Origin of the sequence: Pseudomonas sp. WS 5071 (assembly GCF_012985765.1) — a bacterium.
GTDB classification, from domain to species: Bacteria; Pseudomonadota; Gammaproteobacteria; order Pseudomonadales; family Pseudomonadaceae; genus Aquipseudomonas; species Aquipseudomonas lundensis_A.
Genome location: NZ_JAAQWY010000007.1, coordinates 47090 through 68981, shown reverse-complemented (window position 1 = coordinate 68981; position 21892 = coordinate 47090). Strand labels below are relative to the sequence as shown.

Sequence of the window (21892 nt, the reverse complement as noted above, 5' to 3'; positions counted from 1 at the left end):
GATCAAAACGGTAGTTGGAGATCAGGTGCCACACGCTTGAGTTGGGCGTGGAAAACATCCTTGATACGTTGCAGTTCGGCTTCGGTATCCGCCTCAAATCGCAGCACCAGCACCGGCGTGGTGTTGGATGCGCGAACCAGGCCCCAGCCATGCGGGTAGTCGACCCGCACACCATCAATGGTGGTCAGCTCAGCGGCCTCACCCCATTGGGCATCGTGCAGGGCGCTAATGATGCTGAATTTGCTCTCATCCGTCACATCGATATTGATTTCAGGCGTAGAAATATCGTTCGGGAATGCCGCAAATACCGATTCAGCGGTTTCTTTGCGGTTGCTGAGGATCTCCAGCAGGCGCGCAGCGCTGTAAATGCCGTCATCAAAACCGTACCAGCGCTCTTTGAAAAAGATGTGCCCGCTCATTTCGCCCGCGAGCAACGCACCCGTCTCCTTCATTTTCTTTTTGATTAACGAATGACCGGTTTTCCACATCAATGGACGACCGCCATATTCTTTGATCAGGGGAATCAGGCGGCGCGTGCATTTGACATCAAAAATGATCTCTGCCGCCGGGTTACGCCCCAGCACATCTTGCGCAAACAGCATCAAGAGGCGATCCGGAAAAACCATGGTTCCGGTATTGGTCACCACGCCGACTCGGTCGCCATCACCATCAAATGCCAGGCCCAGATCCGCGCCGACCTCCTTGACCTTCGCGATCAAATCCACCAGGTTTTCCGGCTTGCCAGGGTCCGGGTGATGGTTTGGGAAATGCCCATCCACTTCACAGAACAATGGGATGACTTCGCACTTCAGGGCTTCGATCAATTGTGGCGCAATCACACCCGCCGCGCCGTTACCGCAATCGACGACCACTTTCAGACGCTTTGTCAGCTTGATGTCACGGGTAATTTGCTCACTGTACTGTTTCAGAATCTCTACTTTCGCGATGCTGCCTTCGCCCCATGTCAGGTCGTTGGTCTTGAGACGCGTATGCAATGCCTGAATTTGCTCATTGGCAAGCGTGTCGCCAGCAATCACGATTTTGAACCCGTTGTAGTTCGACGGGTTATGACTCCCCGTAAGCATCACACCGGACTTGCCAGCCAACACGTTGGCTGCGTAATACAGCGCAGGCGTCGGCACCAGCCCCACGTCACTGACATGGCAGCCACTGTCAGCCACCCCTTGAATCAAACGCTCGACCAACGCTGGGCCAGAAAGACGACCATCCCGGCCGACCGACACATTGGGCTCACCTTTGGCCAGGCTTTCAGCGCCAATTGCGCGACCTATCCAGTAGGCCGTTTCAGCGGTCAACGTCTCCGGAACTACGCCACGTATGTCGTAAGCACGAAAAATGCTGTCAGGGAATGCAGGGGCGACCGAAGTTGGGCTGATCATTAGAAGGGATACTCCACTTTCATCGAATTTTGGGCATGCACCGAAGTACTCAGGCACACAAATGCCGACCCGGTGGCAGGACGTATAAACGTCAGAGCACCATACGCGGTCGAATGCAAACTGCAGGTTTGGACGACATTTTCACGGGAGAGTTCGTGAGGCCAATTGGCATCACCGCCCTTGTGGCAAAGGGCCGCCATCCGATCAGGCAAGGAATACGGGGAGTAAACGAGCGCGAATTTCATCCTGAACTACCACGCGATTAATCAAGGTCGGGCAGGGCGCCCGACCCGATGCAGCATAGTCAGAGGCTGCCTGAATGGCCAAAACCGCCCGCGCCACGCTGACTTTCGTCAAAGGTTTCAACCAACTCGAAATGCGCTTGCACCACGGGCACCAGCACCAGTTGAGCGATGCGCTCACCGACCGCGATGTTGAACGCGGTTTGACCACGGTTCCAGCACGAAACCATCAGCTCACCCTGATAGTCCGAGTCGATCAATCCCACCAGATTGCCCAACACAATCCCGTGCTTATGGCCCAGGCCAGAACGCGGCAAGATCAGTGCGGCCAGGCCCGGATCGCCGATATACACCGACAGACCGGTCGGGATCAACAGGGTTTGACCGGGCTCAAGCACGGTGTCTTCTTTGAGCATGGCGCGCAGGTCGAGACCGGCTGAGCCCGGAGTGGCGTACTGCGGCAACGGAAATTCGTTGCCAATGCGTGGATCGAGAATTTTGGCTTGTAAAGCGTGCATACGAGTTAAACCTGGTTCAGACGTTCGGCGATAAAAGTGACCAGTTGACGGGCGATCTTGCCCTTGCTGGTCTGAGCAAACACGGTGGCATGCAGTTGGCGATCAATTACGCTGCACGCATTTTCCTCGCTATTGAAGCCAATGCTGGGGTTAGCCACATCGTTGGCCACAATCAGGTCGAGGTTTTTGTCTTTCAGCTTGCGCGCGGCGTAATCAAGCAAATGTTCGGTTTCGGCAGCAAAACCGACACTAAAAGGACGATCAGGGCGCGAGGCAATAGTGGCGAGAATGTCCGGGTTACGCACCATTTGCAGCAACAGGCCGTCCCCACTTGTAGGGTCTTTCTTGAGTTTTTGCGGAGCAATCACTTCCGGGCGGTAATCCGCAACCGCAGCCGAGGCAATAAAGATGTCGCAAGGCATCGCGGCTTCGCAGGCGACCAGCATGTCACGCGCACTGACCACGTCGATCCGGTGGACCCGATCCGGCGTCGGCAAATGCACGGGACCTGTAATCAATGTCACACGGGCACCGGCTTCCACAGCCGCTTCGGCCAGGGCAAAGCCCATTTTCCCGGAGCTGTGGTTTGTGATGTAACGCACCGGATCGATGTTTTCCTGGGTCGGCCCGGCAGTAATCAACACGTGCTTGCCTGTCAAAATCTGACGCTGGAAGCATTCGGCGGCGCAGCTCACCAAATCATCCGCCTCAAGCATGCGACCAAAACCCACATCGCCACAGGCCTGACTGCCGGAAGCCGGCCCAAACACTTTTAGGCCACGGGTTTGCAGCAGCTGAGTATTGGCCTGGGTCGCCGGGTCACGCCACATGGCCTGGTTCATCGCGGGGGCGATGGCGACCGTTGCGTCTGTGGCGAGCACCAAGGTGGTCAGCAAGTCGTTGGCGATACCTTGGGCCAAACGGGCAATCAGGTCAGCTGTGGCGGGCGCAATCAGCACCAGATCCGCCCATTTGGCCAGCTCGATATGCCCCATGGCTGCCTCGGCTGCCGGATCGAGCAGATCCAGATGAACCGGATGGCCGGACAAGGCTTGCATGGTCAGCGGGGTGATGAACTCACTGCCACCACGGGTCATCACTACCCGTACTTCAGCACCCTGATCCAGCAGACGGCGAACCAGCTCTGCACTTTTGTAAGCAGCAATGCCGCCGCCGACGCCCAAAACAATGCGTTTTCGATACAGCCGCTGCATAGGCCTGCCTTTTTAGTTCGATGATGACTGCGCGGAAAATGGCCAAATGCCACGCAAAAATGATGGGCTAAGATAACACAGCGCCTGCTATGGAACAGCGGCGCCCACTGACATGGAGGTGTTATGAGCATTAGAGATTGGCCCGCAGCAGAGCGTCCGCGGGAGAAACTTTTAGAACAGGGATCAGCTAGCCTTTCAGATGCCGAATTACTTGCCATTTTCCTGCGCACGGGCGTTTCGGGCAAAAGTGCGGTGGATCTTGCACGTCACTTGTTGGCTGAATTCGGCAGCCTGCGAGCATTGCTGGAAGCTGACCTGGGGTCGTTCTGCCGTCAACTTGGGCTAGGCCCCGCCAAGTTCAGCCAACTGCAGGCGGTGCTGGAAATGGGCCGTCGCCATTTGGCCGAACGCTTGCGCCGTGACTCCGCGCTGGAGAGCCCGCAAGCCGTGCGCGATTACTTGAAATCGCTGTTGCGTCACGAGCACCACGAAGTGTTCGGCTGCCTGTTTATGGACTCCAAACACCGTATGTTGGCGTTTGAAGTATTGTTCAGAGGCTCAATCGACAGCGCCAGCGTGTACCCGCGGCAAGTCGTGAAGCGCGCACTGGCGCATAACGCTGCAGCCGTGATTTTTTGTCACAACCACCCTTCAGGGGTGCCCGAGCCCAGCGAAGCCGACCGAACGCTGACCCAGCGCCTGACAGAGGCGCTGGACCTGATTGAAGTGCGCGTGCTTGACCATTTCATTGTCGGCGAAGGCGAGCCGCTGTCCATGGTCGAATATGGCTGGATGTGAGGCCTAAGGCTTTAGGCTCACTGTCGAAAAATCCTGACGGCCAAATGGACTTACCTCATAACCCTGTACGTCTTTACGCGTAAGTGCGTAGGCCGTTGGATGTGCCAGCGGCAGCCACAAAGCTTGCTGCTGAATCTGCGCTTGAGCCTTCTGATACAGCGCACTGCGCTTGTCCTGATCGCTCAGGCGTTTGCCCTCACTGATCAAACTGTCCAGCGTCTTGTCGCAGTAGCGCGCAAAGTTGGTTCCGGACTGCACAGCAGCGCAGGAAAACTGGGGCGTCAGGAAATTGTCCGGGTCACCGTTGTCACCCGCCCAGCCCATGAACAGCAAATCGTGCTCGCCTGCTTTCGCGCGGCGAATCAGCTCGCCCCATTCGATCACCCGAATATCAGCCTTAATCCCGACCTTCGCCAGATCCGCTTGCAACAACTGCGCTCCCAGGCTTGGATTGGGGTTCAACACGCTACCTGTCGGACGTGTCCAGATCGTTGTACTGAAGCCGTCCTTGAGCCCGGCCTTGGCTAATAACGCCTTAGCTTTTTGCGGGTCGTGGGGATACTCCGGCAAATCCTTGGCGTAGCTCCAGGTGGTTGCCGGGTAAACACCCTTGGCCGCTTGCCCGCTGTTTTCAAACACCGCGTTCAAGTAAGTGTCCCTGTCAAAAGCCAGATTGATCGCCTGCCGCACTTCGGGTTTATCCAGCGGAGGATGCTGGCTGTTAATCGCCACGAAAGCCGTCATGAATGCAGGTGTTTGCGCAACTTTCAACGAGGGATCTTTGGCTGCGGCTTCAACATCCAGCGGTTTGGGCGAGAGCGCGATCTGGCACTCATTGCGCCGCAGCTTCTGCAACCTGACGTTGGCATCTGGCGTAATGGCGAAGATCAGCCCGTCAACCTTCGGCTTGCCAGAGAAATAATCAGGATTGGCCTTATAGCGAACCACGGCATCCTTTTGGAAGCGCGAGAACACAAAGGGTCCGGTGCCGATCGGCTGACTGTTCATCCGTTCAGGCGTGCCGGCCTTGAGCAGTTTGTCGGCATATTCGGCCGAATAGATGGAAGCAAAGCCCATGCTCAAGGCAGGCAGGAAGGTTGAGTCCGGATGGGAGAGGGTGAAGCGAACCGTTTGCGTGTCCGGCGTCTCGATGCTTTTAATCAGTGTAGGCAGTTGCAAAGACTGCGCGTGAGGGAAGCCGCTTTGCGCAACCTTGTGCCAAGGGTTGGCCGGATCAAGCATGCGCTCAAAACTGAAACGCACATCCTCGGCATTCAAGTCGCGCGAAGGGGTGAAGTAGGGGGTTTTGTGAAACTTGACGCCCGGGCGCAATTTAAAGTCGTACACAAGGCCGTCAGCGGACACTGACCAGCTTTGCGCAAGGCTGGGCACTAACTTCCCGGCCTGCGCGTCAAAATCCACCAGACGGTTCATCAGCACGTCCGCGGAGGCATTGGTGGTGCTGAGCGAGTTGTATTGCACGACATCGAACCCTTCCGGGCTGGCCTCAGTGCACACGCTCAACGTGGCGGCGTGCGCCAGCGGCGTCAGACAAAACGTTAACAATAAGGGGGCAGCAGCGAGGCGCATGGCGGGATTTCCTTGGCAAGTCGTTGGCCCATCTGCAGGTGCAGTCTGGAAAAGACCTACCCTAGTGATCTATAGAGAAAATGACTACTTTTTAGCGCGACTCGTTCCCATGTGACGGTTCATTGATGCAGGGGAAATGGCCAATCACTGTGTTTTAAGTACTTGCCATGGAGATTGTGCTGCAGCTCGACACGCCGCTTGAACGCAAACAGCTGCGATCCTGACCTGAAACCTTTCATCCAGCGACGAGCGGTAAGGGCCCACAGGGCATAGGCTTTAGCGCGGATTGTCGATAGAATGCCGCCTTTATCAATCAATGCAAATCACACTGCATGTTGTTGCTCAATAGTCTTTCTGGTATAAAGCAGCGCTCTTTTCTAGGGGCCCGGTTCCTTCGTTTGTAGGCGTAACCGGTAAGACCCTTAAAGAAACGCGGCGCCTAGCGCCAAATGACTGAGAGATTAAGCGGCCAACCCATGCCGGGTTGGGCATGTGGTTTTAGAGGGCTGAGGCATGTCGAGAGTCTGTCAAGTTACCGGTAAGGGTCCGGTGACTGGGAATAACATTTCCCACGCAAATAACAAAACCCGTCGTCGTTTCCTGCCGAACCTGCAGCATCACCGCTTCTGGGTTGAAGAAGAGAAACGTTTCGTGCGTCTGCGCGTATCTGCCAAAGGCATGCGTATCATCGACAAGCGTGGCATTACTGTCGTGCTGGCCGAAATCCGCCGTGCTGGCAAGATCTAAAGGAGCTAATCATGCGTGAATTGATCCGTTTGGTGTCGAGCGCTGGTACAGGCCATTTCTACACCACTGATAAGAACAAGCGCACCACTCCGGACAAAATCGAAATCAAAAAATTCGATCCGCGGGTTCGCAAGCACGTGATCTACAAAGAAGCCAAAATCAAGTAATTGATTTTTCTTCTTTACGAAAAAGGCCCGCATCTCACGATACGGGCCTTTTTTGTTGCTTACGCCACAGCAAACCTCAGCAGGCGAATGATGCCGCAGTCAGCACCCAACAGAACTTGATGTAAAAAATTTCATCCCGAAAACGGAAATTTCTGTCCCACTTCAAGCACTTTTAATGTGAACGAACCCGCTGTCCCCGCCCCGCTTTCATTCAGTAAAGGGTAACCCTCGTCGTCCACCACGTTAACCTGGCGCCCGTTAGGGCTGGTCAACTGCACATGTTCAACAACTTGGCCAATGCGCAAAACATCCGTGCCCATGTTATCCAGTTGAAACAACAACTTATTTAAATACCTATCAGCGTGAATATAGTCGGGATGGACGTCGTACAACCCCAAAAAGCTGTTTTTACTAATATCGACATGGTGCCCATTGAAACGGTGATTACGTGCGTCAGGTTGTTCGAGGTGGCGTGTAAAAGCCGCGATACGGTAAAGGTGCCGGCCATCCTCAAAGACATAACAACCAAACCAAAAACTTAACTCCACCAAGTAACGGTCCCAGACCATGCCATTACTTAAGCGCTTTGTATAGTTATCTTTACCCGCAAACAACCAGCCGTCGTTATTTTTAAAAACGGTCTCATTGTTCATGGTGGCAGCGACTTTATACAGCGTCTGATCTTTACCTTTCCAGTAAATATCTGCACAAAAGCTTTTTTCCAACTTCAGAGCGCTTTTCATAGGCCACCCTCAACCACACATATAACCTTGAATAATGTTGTTTTGGTTGACGATGATGCGCAGTCGATCAGCGTTGTACTCCTTCGTGTAACCTTCGCCGGGCCTTTCAACACGAACAACCGTCGCGCCGGAACGCTGGCGCATGATTTCTACAAACTCGGGGGTTGCCGCATGCAGGATCTTGGGCAGGGCGAAGTCCAGGCTGCATTTTCCTGGCTCACTCTCAGAAGCCGCTGCCTGAACGCTTCCAGCACCCAAGACGAGCAAACACGCAATGGCTGTTTTTTTCATATTAAATAATGTGTTCATTTCACTTCCTTGCAAAATTCAACGCAAACTTTCAACCCTGTTAAACGTTTACCAACGCCCATTACCCGCAGCGGAAGTAACTCACTTTATTATCCGCGCCTACACCGATTCTCAGGCGATTCTCATTGAACTCTGTGGTATAGGCTACGCCCTCGCGCTCGACGCGAATTTCCTTCGCTTCAAAGATGTTGCGCAATACTTCGAAAATTACAGGCGAGGCATCAAAGGGCATAACGGTATTGTATGCAATATCAGTCCTGCACTTTCCACCTTCCGTTGCCATGGCCGGTGCCGACGCAAATACCGACGCAATAATGGCAGCCAGTGCAGTGTTTTTTGTAACGCTTAAAGTAGTCATGTTATTTCCCTATTTAGATAAGTGACGGGCGAATTCAGCCCTTATGCAGGTGTATATAATCGGTCTCTGCATACATCAAAGTCTGGATCTATTTTTCAATAGGGCAGGCATTCAGCTGTAACTGAACTTGTACCGCCTACACATTCAATGCAACACAAAAAAGTCCTGCCATTATCAATGGCAGGGCTTTGTGCAACGCTCTAGTTCGTGCTATTCAGCGCTTGCTCTCGAACACAACGTACACTTTCCTACACGCCTCAAGCACTTCCCACGTCCCCTGAAAACCGGCCGGGATGACAAAGCGGTCGCCTGCTCTCAGGGTTTTGGCATTACCTTCCCCGTCACGTAAAACTGAAACGCCCTGCAAAATTTCACAGTATTCATGCTCAGTGTATTTAACCTTCCACTGGCCCACGTCCCCTTCCCACACACCGGCGTTCATTTGCCCGCATGGGCTGTCGTAATGGTTATGGATCACTTGCTCCGGGTCGCCTTTGAGCACCTTCTCCGGTGCTGGCCGAAAGCGTACGGCCTCGGTGTTGGCGGTATTGAAATCGACGATCGTTTCGATGCTCATTGGTCTTGTCCCCCCGAAATTGCGGTGTGTGTGGCCATAAAGGCCAAAGTCTATGTTTATTAAAACGAACAAGCCATGCCGTTTACGACACGCGTGTCAAATATATTGAAAGTCTCACAGCCACTGGTTTAGGGTGGCGCATGTCTTGTGCCGAACACATTGGTGGATTGGACAGCATTCCTGACGTGCCACGTGAAAAACCGTGGTGCATGTATATCAATAAGAGGAGGACACTCGAATGACCACCCTGACGCGTGCTGATTGGGAACAACGGGCCCAGCAGCTGAAAATCGAAGGTCGCGCCTACATCAACGGTGAATACACCGCCGCGGCCTCCAATGAAACGTTCGAGTGCCTCAGCCCGGTCGATGGCCGTTTGCTGGGCAAGGTTGCCAGCTGCGATGCCGCGGATGCTCAACGCGCCGTTGAAAACGCGCGCAACACCTTCAACTCGGGCGTGTGGTCGCGCATGGCACCGGCCAAGCGCAAAGCCACCATGATCCGTTTCGCGGGCCTGCTCAAGCAAAACGCTGAAGAGCTGGCCCTGCTTGAAACCCTCGATATGGGCAAGCCAATCAGTGACTCTCTGGGTATTGACGTCCCCGGCGCCGCCAACGCGCTGAGCTGGAGCGGCGAAGCCATCGACAAGATTTACGACGAAGTGGCCGCTACCCCGCATAACCAACTGGGCCTGGTGACACGCGAACCGGTCGGTGTTGTCGCCGCCATCGTGCCGTGGAACTTCCCCCTGATGATGGCCTGCTGGAAACTCGGGCCTGCGTTGTCCACGGGCAACTCCGTCATCCTCAAGCCCTCTGAAAAATCGCCGCTGACCGCTATCCGCATCGCAGCACTGGCCGTCGAAGCAGGCATTCCGGCTGGCGTATTCAACGTCTTGCCGGGTTACGGCCACACTGTTGGCAAGGCGCTGGCACTGCACATGGACGTCGACACCCTGGTGTTCACGGGTTCCACCAAAATTGCCAAGCAACTGATGGTGTACGCTGGCGAGTCCAACATGAAGCGCGTCTGGCTCGAAGCAGGCGGTAAAAGCCCGAACATCGTGTTCGCCGACGCACCTGATCTGCAAGCGGCGGCCGAGTCGGCGGCCAGCGCCATCGCCTTTAACCAGGGCGAAGTCTGCACAGCGGGCTCGCGCCTGTTGGTCGAGCGCTCGATCAAGGACACCTTCCTGCCGCTGGTGATCGAAGCCCTCAAAAGCTGGAAACCGGGCAACCCGCTGGACCCGGCCACCACCGTCGGCGCACTGGTCGACACACAACAGATGAACACGGTGTTGTCGTACATCAAATCGGGTCACACCGAAGGCGCCAAACTGGTCGCCGGGGGCAACCAGATCCTTCAGGAGACGGGCGGGACTTATGTCGAGCCAACCATCTTCGACGGCGTGAGCAACGCGATGAAAATCGCCCAGGAAGAAATTTTCGGCCCGGTGTTGTCGGTCATTACCTTCGACACCGCCGAAGAAGCCATACAGATAGCCAACGACACGCCTTACGGCTTGGCGGCAGCGGTCTGGACGGCGGACATTTCCAAAGCTCACTTGACCGCCAAAGCGCTGCGCGCCGGCAGTGTCTGGGTTAACCAATACGACGGCGGCGACATGACAGCACCGTTTGGTGGCTTCAAACAGTCGGGCAACGGCCGCGATAAATCGCTGCACGCGTTCGACAAGTACACCGAGCTGAAATCCACCTGGATCAAGCTGTAACACCCGGCCTTCGCCGTCGCAACACCCCTGTGGGAGCGAGCGTGTCTCGCGATGACCATGCCCTAAGGCATACCCATCGCAGACTTGCCCGCTCCCACAGTTGCTTGAACACCCAGAAACCACGTGATCCACAGGAGCACACCCATGCGTTGGGCGACATATTTTGCGGTGCTGGCTTCGGTTCTTAGCGTCGGCCTCGCGCTGGGTGTCAGCATGCCGCTGGTGTCGTTGCGCCTCGAAAACTGGGGCTACGGCGGATTTGCCATCGGCGTGATGGCAGCCATGCCTGCCATTGGCGTACTGGTCGGCGCCAGCATTGCCAGCAAGCTCGCAGCGCGCTTCGGCACACCAGGGCTGATGCGCTTGTGCCTGTGGTGCGGCGCACTGTCCATCGGGTTACTGGCCTTGCTGCCCAGTTATCCCGTGTGGCTGGTGTTGAGGCTGTTGATCGGGGTCATACTCACCATGATCTTCATTCTGGGCGAAAGCTGGATCAACCAGTTGGTGACCGAGCAATGGCGGGGCCGCCTGGTCGCCCTGTATGGCTGCGCGTATGCCTTGAGCCAATTGTCCGGTCCGCTGCTCTTGGGGGTGGTGGGGTCTGAAAACGATTACGGCTTTGGGATCGGCGTAGCGTTGCTGACCCTTGCACCGTTGCTGCTGATGGGCCGCGATGGCGCACCCGTGACGCAATCCTGCAGCGTGACCTTCACCGATCTACTCGAATTTTGTCGCGGTTTGCCTGCCATTGCGTGGGCTGTCGCGCTGTTTGCAGCATTTGAGGCGATGATTCTGACGCTGCTGCCGGTGTATTGCCTGCGCCAAGGGTTCACGACCGACATTGCGCTGGCAATGGTCAGCACCGTGGTTGTCGGGGATGCCTTGCTGCAACTGCCCATTGGCGCCTTGGCCGACAAAGTGTCGCGCCGCTCATTGTTCACGGCATGCGCCGCGCTGCTGATGCTGTCCAGCCTTGCAGTGCCGTTACTGATCGATACCTTGATGATCTGGCCGGTGTGGGTGATTTTCGGCGCCAGCGCCGGGGGGTTGTTCACGTTGTCACTGATACTGATCGGCGAACGTTACCGTGACGATGCGCTGGTGCGCGCCAATGCACACGTCGCTCAACTGTGGGGCATCGGCTGCCTGATCGGCCCACTGGCGGCAGGGGCGGGCAGCCAATGGGTCAGTGGTCATGCGTTGCCTTTATTCATGGCCGCCGGGGCGTTCGGGCTGGTGATTCTGGTGTTGCGCCAAGGTGCGTTTGGCGCCGAACAGTCGGCAGCCTAGAGCATCTTCTCCAGCCCCACACTTTTGCTGAACCAGGCATTGAGCCGACGCCACCAGTTGCCCGGCTCACGTTTCAAGGTGTGCAATTGCCCGTTGTCCTCGGTCTGCCAGACGATGTTGCCGTTCTCTAGCACCGGCTGATAACTCAACGCTGGCGACATCCCTTGCAACGCCAGCTTGCGGGCCTCGGCCGCCAACTCAGGGCTGTCGACCAACACACCCACTTCGGTGTTCCACAACCCGGAACGCGGGTCGAAATTGAATGAGCCGATAAAGGACTTTTGCTGATCGAAAATCATCGCCTTGCTGTGCAGGCTCGAATCGGTGCTCAGGCTGGTCTTGAACAAATGCGGCCCGCTGCCACCAGTACTGCCCGGCTGACGACGCAACTCATAGAGCTTGACCCCATGCTCCAGCAGCGCTTTGCGATACGGGGCATAACCGCCATGCACCGCCGGGACGTCAGTGGCTTCCAGCGAGTTGGTCAATAAACGTACATCGACACCGGCGTCGGAACGACCGGTCAGGTAAACCAGGCCGGTTTCTCCCGGCACAAAATAGGCCGAAATCAGGATCAGCTCCTGGTTTACGCCCGCCAGATCCGGCGCCAATTGCGTCGTCAACAATAAGTGTGGGTCGGGTTCATCCTTGGCCAGCACTTTGCTCGGCGCATCCCACAAGGCCTGGTTCCAGGCCCAGATCAGCTCTTTGCGCCAGACCGCCAGCTGCGGGTTGGTTTTGTACGACGCCAGTTGCTGATAGAGCGCCGGGTTGCGCCGTTGCGCCTGGCTGAGTGACGCTTCCAGAGCTTTTCTAGCTTTGGACAGCTCTCGCCTGGACAGGCGCGACGGGACAAAGTCCCCGATGGGCTGGCTCAGCGCGCTGTTCCAGTACTGGTCGAAACTGTGCCCGAGCTGCTCAGCGACCGGCCCGACGCTCAACAAATCAATATCGGTGAAATTCAGGTCGGGCTGGGCATCGAAATACTCATCGCCCAGATTTCGTCCGCCCACAATGGCCACACTATTGTCGGCCAACCACAGCTTGTTGTGCATGCGACGGTGCTGACGCGACAGGTTGAACAGCCGCCCCATGGCTCGCGTCACGCCAGTGCTACGCCCAAGTTGCAAAGGATTAAACAGCCGGATCTGCACATTGGGATGCGCAGCGAGCGTCGCCAGCAATTCGTCGAGCCCGTCGCTGGCCGTGTCATCAAGCAGAAGTCGCACGCGCACGCCGCGATCGGCCGCCTTCAACAACTCATCGACCAGCATCCGCGTACTCAAACCGTCATGCACGATGTAGTACTGCAAGTCGAGGCTGGTTTGCGCATTGCGAATTAACTCGGCGCGCGCGCGAAACGCTTCGCCGCTGTTGGGCAGCAGGCGAAAACCCGAGCGCCCCTGATAGGGCGCGGCCTGTTGCTCAATGGAACGCCCGAAGGACGACTCTGCTGCAGGGATGGCCTGACTCGGCGCGCGGTGCACGTCCAACGTGGCGCAGCCTCCCAGCAAGACGCTCAGCAAAACTGCGCACAGTGATTTCAACGGGCTGACCTCAATCCAATCTTCGCAAGGGTAGTTAACGTTTTTCTGACAACAACTGGCTGACCGCCATGCCGACCTTGCGTACAGCGTCTTCGATCTGGGACGTGGGCTTGGCCGCGTAGTTCATTCGTAAACAGTTCCGGTACTTGCCCGACGCCGAAAAAATGCTGCCCACTGCAATCTGTACACCTTGCTCCAACAACGCGCGATTAAGCCGCAACGTGTCGAATGCCTCCGGCAGTTCGAGCCACAACATAAAGCTGCCCTGAGGCCGACTGGCACGGGTGCCCGGCGGAAAATAGCGGCTCACCCAACCCAGCATCAAGTCGCGATTGCGCTGGTATTGCGCACGCATCTTGCGCAAGTGCGGCTCGAAATGTCCATTTTTCAAGAAATCAGCAATCGCCAGTTGCGGCTGCGGCGCCGTGGAGCCGGTGCTGATGTATTTCATGTGCAGCACCCGTTCCAGGTAGCGGCCCGGCGCGACCCAACCGATACGCAAACCCGGCGCCAACGTCTTCGAAAATGAACTGCAGAGCAAGACACGTCCTTCGTCATCGAAGGATTTAATCGTGCGCGGGCGAGGGTAGGTATAGGCCAGTTCGCCGTAGACATCGTCTTCAATGATCGCGACATCGAAGCGCTGTGCCAATGCCACCAAAGCCCGCTTGCGGGGCTCGGGCATGATGTATCCCAAGGGGTTATTGCAGCTGGGCGTCACCTGGATAGCCTTGATGGGCCACTGTTCCAGCGCCAGCTCAAGGGCCTCAAGACTGATGCCGGTCAGCGGGTCGGTGGGGATCTCCAGCGCTTTCATGCCCAACCCCTTGAGGGTTTGCATGGCGCCGTGAAAGCTCGGGGAATCTACGGCTACGATATCGCCCGGTTCGCACACGGCGCGAATGCTGCACGACAGCGCCTCGTGACACCCCGTGGTGATCACCAGTTCGTCAGGCCCTAACTGGCAGCCAGAGTCGAGCAGCAACCGCGCCAACTGTTCGCGCAGGGCCAGCACGCCATACACGGTGTCGTAATACAGACCGGGTAAGTCCTGACGGCGACTGAGTTGCGCCAGGCTGCGCAGCAACGGCTTGATGGTCGGCGTGGTGACATCAGGCATGCCGCGGCCCAACTGAATCACGTCCTTGCGCGGCACCGATCGCACCAGCTCAAGTACTTGCTCCCACTGTGAAATTTCCACCGGTCTTTGGGCGGGCTTGCCCATGCCCGGCAATGCAGGCAGTTCACGCTCCATCGGCACGAAATACCCGGACTTGGGACGCGGCGAGGCCAACCCGTTGTCTTCCAGCAACCTGTATGCCTGCTGCACGGTACTCAAGCTAACCCCGTGCTCGGCACTCAATGCACGCACTGACGGCAGGCGATCGCCCGGTCGATAAAACCCTTGCTCGATCCGTGTACCAATCAGGTCGGCGAGGTTGACGTAGAGGGTCATGGCAGCACTCTGGGCTAGGAGGTGGAGGTTAAAACCAGTTCAGATGCTGCATTTTTCGGTCATTCAGCGCCAAAAGACCGCATCTGTATGCAAGCAAAAACAGTTCCCTGAATCTGTCATGGTTTTATGTTCGGGGCCATCCTTTTGACACGTAGCCATCGAGCCAAAAGGAACCTGAAGATGAATGGTATGAGCGATGTCCGCCTGACACTGCACGGCCCGCAACTGCAAGAAGAGCATGAAGTTTTCAAACGGGCCGGCGCCCCGGTCGGGCTCAGTCGTTGGGGCCTGTTTTGGCACCGTTCACGCACACGCCGCGTACTGCTGTCGATGGACGATCAGCAATTGCGCGACATAGGGCTGAGCCGTGCCATGGCGCAACACGAAGGTTGCAAGCCGTTTTGGCGCTCGTAACCTGCGCGCTCAACGCAACTCTTTGAGACGGTGCCACAGCATCCCGAGTGCCAGCAGGGGAGAGCGCAGGTACTTGCCGCCGGGAAAGGTGATGTTTGGCACCTTGGCGAACAGGTCGAAGCCATCGCTGTGTTGCCCGCTGATGGCTTCGACCAGCAGCTTGCCCGCCAAATGCGTGGCGTTCACGCCATGCCCGGAATATGCCTGAGCGAAGTACACGTTCGGCTGATCCGGCAAGCGGCCGATCTGCGGCAACCGGTTAGCGCCAATGCCGATCATCCCGCCCCACTGATAGTCGATGCGTACATCGCTCAGATGCGGGAACACTTCCAGCATTTTGGGGCGCATGTAGGCCGCGATGTCTTGTGGGTCGCGTCCCGAATAGTGGCAGGCACCGCCGAACAACAGGCGTCGGTCGGCGGAAAGGCGGTAGTAGTCCAGCGCCACGCGTTGATCGCACACCGCCATGTTTTGCGGCAACAACGCGTGAGCCTGCGCTTCGCTCAGCGGCTCGGTGGCAATGATGTAACTGCCTGCGGGCAGCACCTTACCGCTCAATTGCGGGTTGAGGTCTTTCAGGTAGGCGTTACACCCCAGCACCAGGCTCTTGGCACGCACTGATCCCCGGGCTGTGTGAACCCGCACTTGCGGGCCGTAATCAATGCGGGTCACGGCTGAATGTTCAAACAGCTGTACGCCTGACTGCGCTGCAGCGGCGGCTTCACCCAAAGCCAGGTTGAGCGGGTGCAAATGGCCAGAGCCCATGTCAATCAACCCGCCCACATACCGGTCAGAACCCACCACGCTGCGCACTTCATGGGCTTGCAGCAGACGGGTTTCATGGCGATAGCCCAGCGCGCGCAGTTCTTCAGCCTCTTGGGCAAACCCCTCAAGGTCGCGAGGCTTGTTGGCGAGGTCGCAATAGCCCCAAGTCAGGTCGCAGTCAATATTGAATCGTTCTACGCGCTGGCGAACGATTTCCACTGCTTCAAGCCCCATCAGCTTCATCTGCCGCACGCCGTCTTTGCCGATGATGCCTTCAAACTGCTCAAGGCCGTGGCCCACGCCGCGAATCAACTGCCCGCCGTTGCGACCGCTGGCACCCCAGCCGATCTTATGTGCTTCGAGCAGGATCACGCTCATGCCACGCTCGGCCAGTTCCAGCGCGGTATTGAGCCCCGAAAAGCCCCCACCCACCACGCACACATCGGCCACCCTCTCACCTTGCAGCACTGGATGGTCAGGCTGCGGCAAGCTGCTGGCGGCGTAATAAGAAGTGGTGTGCTGGCTGCGCTGAACAGGGGCGTTCATGTGCGGGATCCTGATTATTTGTGTTTGGAAAATTTGACGGAGCATAAGCCGTGCCATTCCCATGGGGCAAGAACAGCTGGACGGCGCTGTCTAGGGCAGGGCTTTTCAGGCAGACTCTGTGGCCTTTTGAACATCGGTAGGCGCTGAATGAGCTGTAACAGTCACAAAATCCGCTTTCTCAGGCAGCAAATCCCGTCGTTTGAATGCGTACCGGGCTGCCACGACTGCTGCGGGCCCGTGACCACCTCGTCCGAAGAAATGGCACGCCTGCCGCGCAAAACGGCAGCCGAACAGGAAGCAGCCATGGACGAACTGAACTGCGTTCACTTGGGGCCTGATGGTTGCACCGTGTATGAGGAGCGCCCTCTGATTTGCCGCCTGTTCGGCACCACCCCGACATTGCCGTGCCCCAATGGCCGGCGCCCTGTGGAGATGATTCACCCAAGCGCTGAAAAGCTCGTGCATGAATACATCGCCACCACGCGGCAAGTGCTGGTTTAAACGCTCGCCCCTGTACTGTTCCGGTCAATCCGGGATCGGCAGGTTCAGGCTTTCTTTGACTTCTTCCATCACGATGTAACTTTTGGATTCGCGCACGTGGGGCAGTTTCAACAGAATATCCCCCAGCAATTTGCGATAAGACGCCATCTCACTGATGCGCGCTTTCACCAAATAGTCAAAATCGCCTGACACCAAATGGCACTCCAGCACATGGGGAAGTTTCAGCACGGCACGTCGGAACTCATCAAACGTGTCGCCTGATTTGTAGTCGAGGCTGATTTCTACGAATACCAGCAAACTGCCCTGCAAATGCTGCGGGTTGAGGCGGGCGTTGTAGCCCATGATGATTCCTTCGCGCTCCAGCCTGCGCACCCGCTCGGTGCACGGCGTGGTCGACAGCCCCACCTTCTCCCCCAGCTCGGTAAACGAGATGCGCCCGTCGGCCTGCAGGATGCGCAAAATGTTGCGATCAATCTTGTCCAATTCACGCTTTGTTTGGTGATTTGTACGCATAGGAGAATCTCCTTTGTCAAAAGCGTTTTAGCCGAGAATTGTCGCCAAATATAGCCATTTATACAGTGAATTCCACTAGCCAATGGTTCATATACTGCGCCCATCTTCGCTTTGAACAATAAACGTCTGCGGCTGGCCGCGATGAGGGATATAAATATGCGAGTTATGGTATTGGGTGGCGGCGTAATTGGTACTGCCAGCGCCTATTATCTGGCCCGAGCCGGCTTTGAAGTGGTCGTGGTCGACCGTCAGCCCGCCGTTGCAATGGAAACCAGCTTTGCCAACGCAGGCCAGGTTTCTCCAGGTTATGCCTCACCGTGGGCAGCCCCGGGCGTGCCGCTCAAAGCCATGAAATGGCTGCTCGAACGCCACGCACCTTTGGCCATCAAAGCCACCGCCAATATCGACCAATACCTGTGGATGGCGCAGATGCTGCGCAACTGCACCGCCAGCCGTTATGCGGTAAACAAAGAGCGCATGGTGCGTCTGTCCGAGTACAGCCGTGACTGCCTCGATGAACTGCGCGCCGAAACCGGCATTGCCTACGAGGCTCGCAACCTGGGAACGACTCAACTGTTTCGCACCCAGGCGCAACTCGATGGCGCGGCTAAAGACATTGCCGTCCTCAAGGAATCGGGCGTTCCTTACGAACTGCTCGACCGCGATGGCATTGCCCGCGTTGAACCTGCGCTGGCCAGTGTCACCGACATTCTGGCCGGGGCCTTGCGCTTGCCGAATGACCAGACGGGCGACTGCCAGATGTTCACCACCCGCTTGGCGGAAATGGCGAAAAATCTGGGCGTGGAATTCCGTTTCGGCCAGGACATTCAGCGTCTCGACTACGCGGGCGATCGCATCAACGGCGTGATGATCGACGGCAAACTCGAAACTGCCGACCGTTACGTGCTGGCGCTTGGCAGCTACTCGCCGCAGTTGCTCAAGCCGCTGGGCATCAAAGCCCCGGTTTACCCGCTCAAGGGTTACTCGCTGACCATCCCGATTACCAACCCGGACATGGCCCCGACTTCGACCATTCTCGACGAGACCTACAAAGTCGCGATCACCCGTTTCGACAACCGCATCCGCGTTGGCGGCATGGCTGAGATCGCCGGTTTTGACCTGTCGCTTAATCCGCGCCGGCGTGAAACCCTGGAGATGATCGTCAACGACCTTTATCCTCGGGGCGGTGACTTGAGCCAGGCCAGCTTCTGGACCGGCTTGCGTCCAACCACGCCAGACGGCACACCGATTGTAGGCGCGACCCCGTTCAAGAACCTGTTCCTGAACACCGGCCACGGCACACTGGGCTGGACCATGGCGTGCGGGTCCGGCCGTTATCTGGCCGATGTCATGGCGAAGAAAACGCCGCAAATCAGCACCGAAGGCCTCGACATTTCGCGTTACGGCAACCCTCAGGAGACTGCTAAACATGGCAATCCAGCGCCAGCTCACCAATGAACGCATGAGCCAGATCGTCGTCCACAACGGGACCGTCTACCTGTCCGGTCAAGTCGGCGATGACATGAATGCGAGTGTCGAGCAGCAAACCCGTGAAACGCTGGTTAACATCGAGCGCCTGCTGGATTTGGCAGGCACCGACAAGAATCACATCCTGTCAGTGACCATCTACCTGAAGGACATCGATGCTGATTTCATCGGAATGAACACGGTGTGGGACCAATGGTTGCCCAAAGGCGTGCAGCCCGCCCGTGCCACCGTTGAAGCCAAGCTGTGCGAACCCGAAATCTTGGTTGAGCTGTCGGTGATCGCAGCGCTGCCATAAATGTTGTGCTCCTTAGTAACAGTCCCTCTTGCGGCGCAGGTGGCAGTTAACGCTGCGGGTTGCGCCGTTTTTTTATTCATTAGCCGTTAGAAGCCCGCCATGCGTCCAGCCCGTGCCCTGATCGACCTTCAAGCCCTGCGTCATAACTACCAATTGGCCCGCGAAGTGACGGGGGCCAAGGCCCTTGCCGTAATCAAGGCCGATGCTTACGGCCATGGCGCCGTACGCTGCGCGCAGGCGCTGGAGGACGAGGCGGATGGCTTTGCGGTTGCCTGCATCGAAGAAGCCCTTGAGCTGCGCGATGCTGGCATCCGTGCCCCGATCCTGCTGCTGGAAGGCTTTTTCACCGCGCAGGACGAATTGCCGCTGATCGTCGAGCACGACCTGTGGTGCGTGGTGCATTCGCTGTGGCAACTTGAGGAAATCCTCGACAGCGCGCTCGCCAGACCCATCAACGTATGGCTCAAGCTTGACACCGGCATGCACCGCGTCGGGCTGCATCCGGCCGACTTTCAGACGGCTTACCAACGTTTGCTCGCCAGCCCCAACGTTGCCAAGGTGGTGTTGATGAGCCACTTCTCGCGCGCAGACGAACTGGGATGCGGCCGCAGCGAAGAACAGGTGGCTGTATTTGAAGCGGCCCGCGCTCAATTGGACGCTGAAGTGAGCCTGCGCAATTCACCCGCTGTCCTGGGATGGCCGAATGTGCCCAGCGACTGGGTACGCCCTGGCCTGATGCTCTATGGCAGCACCCCGTTCGAAGAGGCTCAGGCACTGGCTGAGCGTTTGCAGCCGGTCATGACAGTGGAATCCAAGGTCATCTGCGTGCGCGAATTGCCAGCGGGCGAACCTGTGGGCTATGGCGCCCGATTCATCACCGACCGCCCCATGCGCATCGGCGTTGTAGCCATGGGCTACGCAGACGGTTACCCACGTCATGCACCCACGGGCACGCCTGTTTGGGTGGGCGGGCAACGCAGCCAACTGCTGGGCCGCGTGTCGATGGACATGCTGTGCATCGACCTGACCGATGTGCCGCAAGCGGGTTTGGGTTCTAGCGTCGAACTGTGGGGCAAAAACATCCTCGCCAGTGAAGTGGCGGCCCATGCTGAAACCATTCCTTACCAGATTTTTTGCAACCTCAAACGCGTGCCACGCCTCTATTCCGGGAGCTGATGGCAGAACTTCCAAACCAGGAGCCAAACGGTTGCGCAGGATTGAAGTCGAAGTGTTGTAAATACTGAACGCTATCGCCATGATGGCGCCAACTCGACCTAAATCTGAACCCCAGGAGGCTCCCGCATTGGACGTCGGTGAACGACTGCAATCCATCCGCAAACTGAAAGGGCTATCTCAGCGTGAACTCGCCAAACGCGCGGGCGTCACCAATAGCACCATTTCGATGATCGAAAAGAACAGTGTCAGCCCTTCGATCAGTTCGCTGAGAAAAGTGCTGAGCGGCATCCCGATGTCGATGGTCGAGTTCTTTTCCGAAGAAATCCTTCAAGAAACACCGACTCAGATTGTCTATAAAGCCAATGAGCTGATCGACATTTCAGACGGTGCAGTGACCATGAAACTGGTCGGCCGCGCGCACCCCAGCCGGGCCATTGCCTTCCTGAACGAAATCTACCCGCCGGGCGCCGATACCGGCGACGAAATGCTGACCCACGACGGTGAGGAAACCGGCATTTTGCTGGAAGGTCGTCTTGAATTGACCGTAGGTCTTGAGACGTTCGTGCTGGAGGCAGGTGACAGCTACTATTTCGAGAGTTCCAAGCCGCACCGTTTTCGCAACCCGTTCGACGTCGCAGCGCGACTAATCAGCGCAGCTACCCCGGCGAATTTCTAAGAAAAGAGGCGCCCTGCATGCCCTGCAGAGGCTACCCACGTTGCATTTCGCCACTTATAAGACCCCTTCTACTTTAGGGTTGTTTCAGAGTGGCGGGCTAACCGTTATACTTTCGCCCGCCCGCGAAACCGTGGTTGTGGGCGTGACTAGCCACCATTGAGGGTGAACGCGTGAACCTAATTATGAAAATGCTGGCCGTACCAGCAGCAGTAGTGGCCCTTTGGGCAGTCAACGCTCAAGCAACGACGAACGATGACATCGCAAAACGTCTTGAGCCAGTGGGTAAAGTCTGTATTCAAGGCCAGGAATGCAAAGGGATGGACGTTGCAGCTTCAGTTGGTGGCGGCGGCGGTATGTCAGCAGATGACATCATTGCCAAGCATTGCAGCGCATGCCACAGCACAGGCCTGTTGGGCGCACCGAAAATCGGTGACACCGCTGCCTGGAAAGAACGCGCAGACCACCAGGGCGGCCTCGACGGCATCCTGGCCAAGGCCATCACCGGGATCAACGCCATGCCGCCTAAAGGCACATGCAGCACTTGCTCCGATGAAGACCTGAAAGGCGCCATCCAGAAGATGTCCGGTTTGAAATAAGCCGAACTCCTGCAAAAAAGCCGCTGATGGGCGGTTTTTTTGTGCCTGCCGTTTGAGTACTGCGCACTGACCTTACGCCGCACGGCCGAAAGACCAAGTTACAAACCGCTCAGAAAACTCAGAATTCTCCTACATGCCCCGTACCGGCATGTCGCTAGCATCGCGACACACCCATACAGCGACTCATGCCTGTGTACGAAACTTGTGTTGCCTCACCTCATTCCCGTTGCCAAT

Annotated in this window: 23 protein-coding genes and 1 pseudogene; 12 read left to right on the top strand and 12 right to left on the bottom strand. The window is 57.0% G+C overall.

Annotated features, from left to right (window positions below):
* Positions 1–2 precede the first annotated feature (2 nt).
* From HBN61_RS06255 to coaBC, 3 genes and pseudogenes are all read right to left on the bottom strand, one after another.
* Positions 3–1388: pseudogene (locus HBN61_RS06255) on the bottom strand (phosphomannomutase/phosphoglucomutase); the annotation flags it as partial.
* 316 nt (positions 1389–1704) lie between these two features.
* Positions 1705–2160: a dUTP diphosphatase gene (dut, locus tag HBN61_RS06250; protein WP_047278770.1), complete on the bottom strand. Its 456-nt coding sequence runs from the start codon at positions 2158–2160 to the stop codon at positions 1705–1707.
* A 5-nt stretch (positions 2161–2165) separates the two neighbouring features.
* Entirely contained in the window at positions 2166–3374 is a 1209-nt protein-coding gene (gene coaBC, locus HBN61_RS06245) for a bifunctional phosphopantothenoylcysteine decarboxylase/phosphopantothenate--cysteine ligase CoaBC (RefSeq protein ID WP_170046360.1), read from the bottom strand.
* A 123-nt stretch (positions 3375–3497) separates the two neighbouring features.
* On the opposite strand from coaBC, the gene radC reads away from it, so the two are divergent.
* Positions 3498–4172 carry a RadC family protein gene (radC, locus tag HBN61_RS06240; protein ID WP_094991817.1) on the top strand — a complete coding sequence of 225 codons (675 nt, stop codon included), beginning with the start codon at positions 3498–3500 and terminating at the stop codon, positions 4170–4172.
* Between the two features lie 3 nt (positions 4173–4175).
* Here radC and HBN61_RS06235 read toward each other — a convergent pair whose 3' ends face one another.
* Positions 4176–5762, bottom strand: coding sequence for an ABC transporter substrate-binding protein (locus HBN61_RS06235; RefSeq protein WP_094991818.1), 1587 nt, complete (start codon positions 5760–5762; stop codon positions 4176–4178).
* 513 nt (positions 5763–6275) lie between these two features.
* On the opposite strand from HBN61_RS06235, the gene rpmB reads away from it, so the two are divergent.
* The gene (rpmB, locus tag HBN61_RS06230; protein ID WP_019410280.1) at positions 6276–6509 is read left to right on the top strand and encodes a 50S ribosomal protein L28; all 234 of its coding nucleotides are present in this window, start codon (positions 6276–6278) and stop codon (positions 6507–6509) included.
* 11 nt (positions 6510–6520) lie between these two features.
* A complete protein-coding gene (rpmG, locus tag HBN61_RS06225) occupies positions 6521–6676 on the top strand; it encodes a 50S ribosomal protein L33 (RefSeq protein WP_003437824.1) in 156 nt (51 codons plus the stop codon).
* 131 nt (positions 6677–6807) lie between these two features.
* Here the strand turns inward: rpmG and HBN61_RS06220 are convergent, their stop codons facing one another.
* The 4 genes from HBN61_RS06220 to HBN61_RS06205 all read right to left on the bottom strand — a co-directional run bounded on the left by HBN61_RS06220 (position 6808) and on the right by HBN61_RS06205 (position 8663).
* A complete protein-coding gene (locus tag HBN61_RS06220; protein ID WP_170046359.1) occupies positions 6808–7419 on the bottom strand; it encodes a hypothetical protein in 612 nt (203 codons plus the stop codon).
* Between the two features lie 9 nt (positions 7420–7428).
* On the bottom strand, positions 7429–7728 hold the full coding sequence (locus HBN61_RS06215) for an I78 family peptidase inhibitor (RefSeq protein ID WP_094991820.1): 300 nt from the start codon (positions 7726–7728) through the stop codon (positions 7429–7431).
* A gap of 61 nt (positions 7729–7789) precedes the next feature.
* Entirely contained in the window at positions 7790–8086 is a 297-nt protein-coding gene (locus HBN61_RS06210) for a hypothetical protein (RefSeq protein WP_094991821.1), read from the bottom strand.
* Positions 8087–8300: 214 nt separating this feature from the next.
* Complete coding sequence (locus tag HBN61_RS06205) at positions 8301–8663, bottom strand: cupin domain-containing protein (RefSeq protein WP_094991822.1); 363 nt, start codon at positions 8661–8663, stop codon at positions 8301–8303.
* Positions 8664–8901: 238 nt separating this feature from the next.
* Between HBN61_RS06205 and HBN61_RS06200 the strand changes: the two genes are divergently transcribed.
* A complete protein-coding gene (locus HBN61_RS06200; protein WP_170046358.1) occupies positions 8902–10395 on the top strand; it encodes an aldehyde dehydrogenase in 1494 nt (497 codons plus the stop codon).
* A 144-nt stretch (positions 10396–10539) separates the two neighbouring features.
* Entirely contained in the window at positions 10540–11685 is a 1146-nt protein-coding gene (locus HBN61_RS06195; RefSeq protein WP_170046357.1) for an MFS transporter, read from the top strand.
* Here HBN61_RS06195 and HBN61_RS06190 read toward each other — a convergent pair.
* Positions 11682–13232 carry a phospholipase D family protein gene (locus tag HBN61_RS06190; RefSeq protein WP_178088393.1) on the bottom strand — a complete coding sequence of 517 codons (1551 nt, stop codon included), beginning with the start codon at positions 13230–13232 and terminating at the stop codon, positions 11682–11684. The two genes, HBN61_RS06195 and HBN61_RS06190, sit on opposite strands and share 4 nt — an antisense overlap.
* Before the next feature lie 34 nt (positions 13233–13266).
* Positions 13267–14688: an aminotransferase-like domain-containing protein gene (locus tag HBN61_RS06185; protein WP_094991826.1), complete on the bottom strand. Its 1422-nt coding sequence runs from the start codon at positions 14686–14688 to the stop codon at positions 13267–13269.
* A 180-nt stretch (positions 14689–14868) separates the two neighbouring features.
* On the opposite strand from HBN61_RS06185, the gene HBN61_RS06180 reads away from it, so the two are divergent.
* The gene (locus HBN61_RS06180) at positions 14869–15102 is read left to right on the top strand and encodes a DUF1127 domain-containing protein (RefSeq protein ID WP_094991827.1); all 234 of its coding nucleotides are present in this window, start codon (positions 14869–14871) and stop codon (positions 15100–15102) included.
* A gap of 9 nt (positions 15103–15111) precedes the next feature.
* Here the strand turns inward: HBN61_RS06180 and HBN61_RS06175 are convergent, their stop codons facing one another.
* Positions 15112–16413: an NAD(P)/FAD-dependent oxidoreductase gene (locus HBN61_RS06175; protein WP_170046356.1), complete on the bottom strand. Its 1302-nt coding sequence runs from the start codon at positions 16411–16413 to the stop codon at positions 15112–15114.
* A gap of 147 nt (positions 16414–16560) precedes the next feature.
* On the opposite strand from HBN61_RS06175, the gene HBN61_RS06170 reads away from it, so the two are divergent.
* Entirely contained in the window at positions 16561–16914 is a 354-nt protein-coding gene (locus tag HBN61_RS06170; protein WP_094991829.1) for a YkgJ family cysteine cluster protein, read from the top strand.
* A gap of 24 nt (positions 16915–16938) precedes the next feature.
* Here the strand turns inward: HBN61_RS06170 and HBN61_RS06165 are convergent, their stop codons facing one another.
* Positions 16939–17427, bottom strand: coding sequence for an Lrp/AsnC ligand binding domain-containing protein (locus HBN61_RS06165; RefSeq protein ID WP_047278794.1), 489 nt, complete (start codon positions 17425–17427; stop codon positions 16939–16941).
* A 156-nt stretch (positions 17428–17583) separates the two neighbouring features.
* On the opposite strand from HBN61_RS06165, the gene dadA reads away from it, so the two are divergent.
* The 5 genes from dadA to HBN61_RS06140 all read left to right on the top strand — a co-directional run bounded on the left by dadA (position 17584) and on the right by HBN61_RS06140 (position 21658).
* Complete coding sequence (gene dadA / locus HBN61_RS06160) at positions 17584–18885, top strand: D-amino acid dehydrogenase (protein ID WP_094991830.1); 1302 nt, start codon at positions 17584–17586, stop codon at positions 18883–18885.
* Positions 18857–19210, top strand: a complete 354-nt coding sequence (locus HBN61_RS06155) for a RidA family protein (protein ID WP_170046355.1) — start codon at positions 18857–18859, stop codon at positions 19208–19210. The genes dadA and HBN61_RS06155 overlap by 29 nt, the downstream gene beginning before the upstream one ends.
* Positions 19211–19309: 99 nt before the next feature.
* The gene (alr, locus tag HBN61_RS06150) at positions 19310–20386 is read left to right on the top strand and encodes an alanine racemase (RefSeq protein ID WP_170046354.1); all 1077 of its coding nucleotides are present in this window, start codon (positions 19310–19312) and stop codon (positions 20384–20386) included.
* A gap of 127 nt (positions 20387–20513) precedes the next feature.
* A complete protein-coding gene (gene relB / locus HBN61_RS06145; protein ID WP_047278802.1) occupies positions 20514–21062 on the top strand; it encodes a type II toxin-antitoxin system RelB family anti-toxin in 549 nt (182 codons plus the stop codon).
* Between the two features lie 182 nt (positions 21063–21244).
* A complete protein-coding gene (locus tag HBN61_RS06140) occupies positions 21245–21658 on the top strand; it encodes a c-type cytochrome (protein ID WP_170046389.1) in 414 nt (137 codons plus the stop codon).
* The last annotated feature ends 234 nt before the right edge of the window (positions 21659–21892 follow it).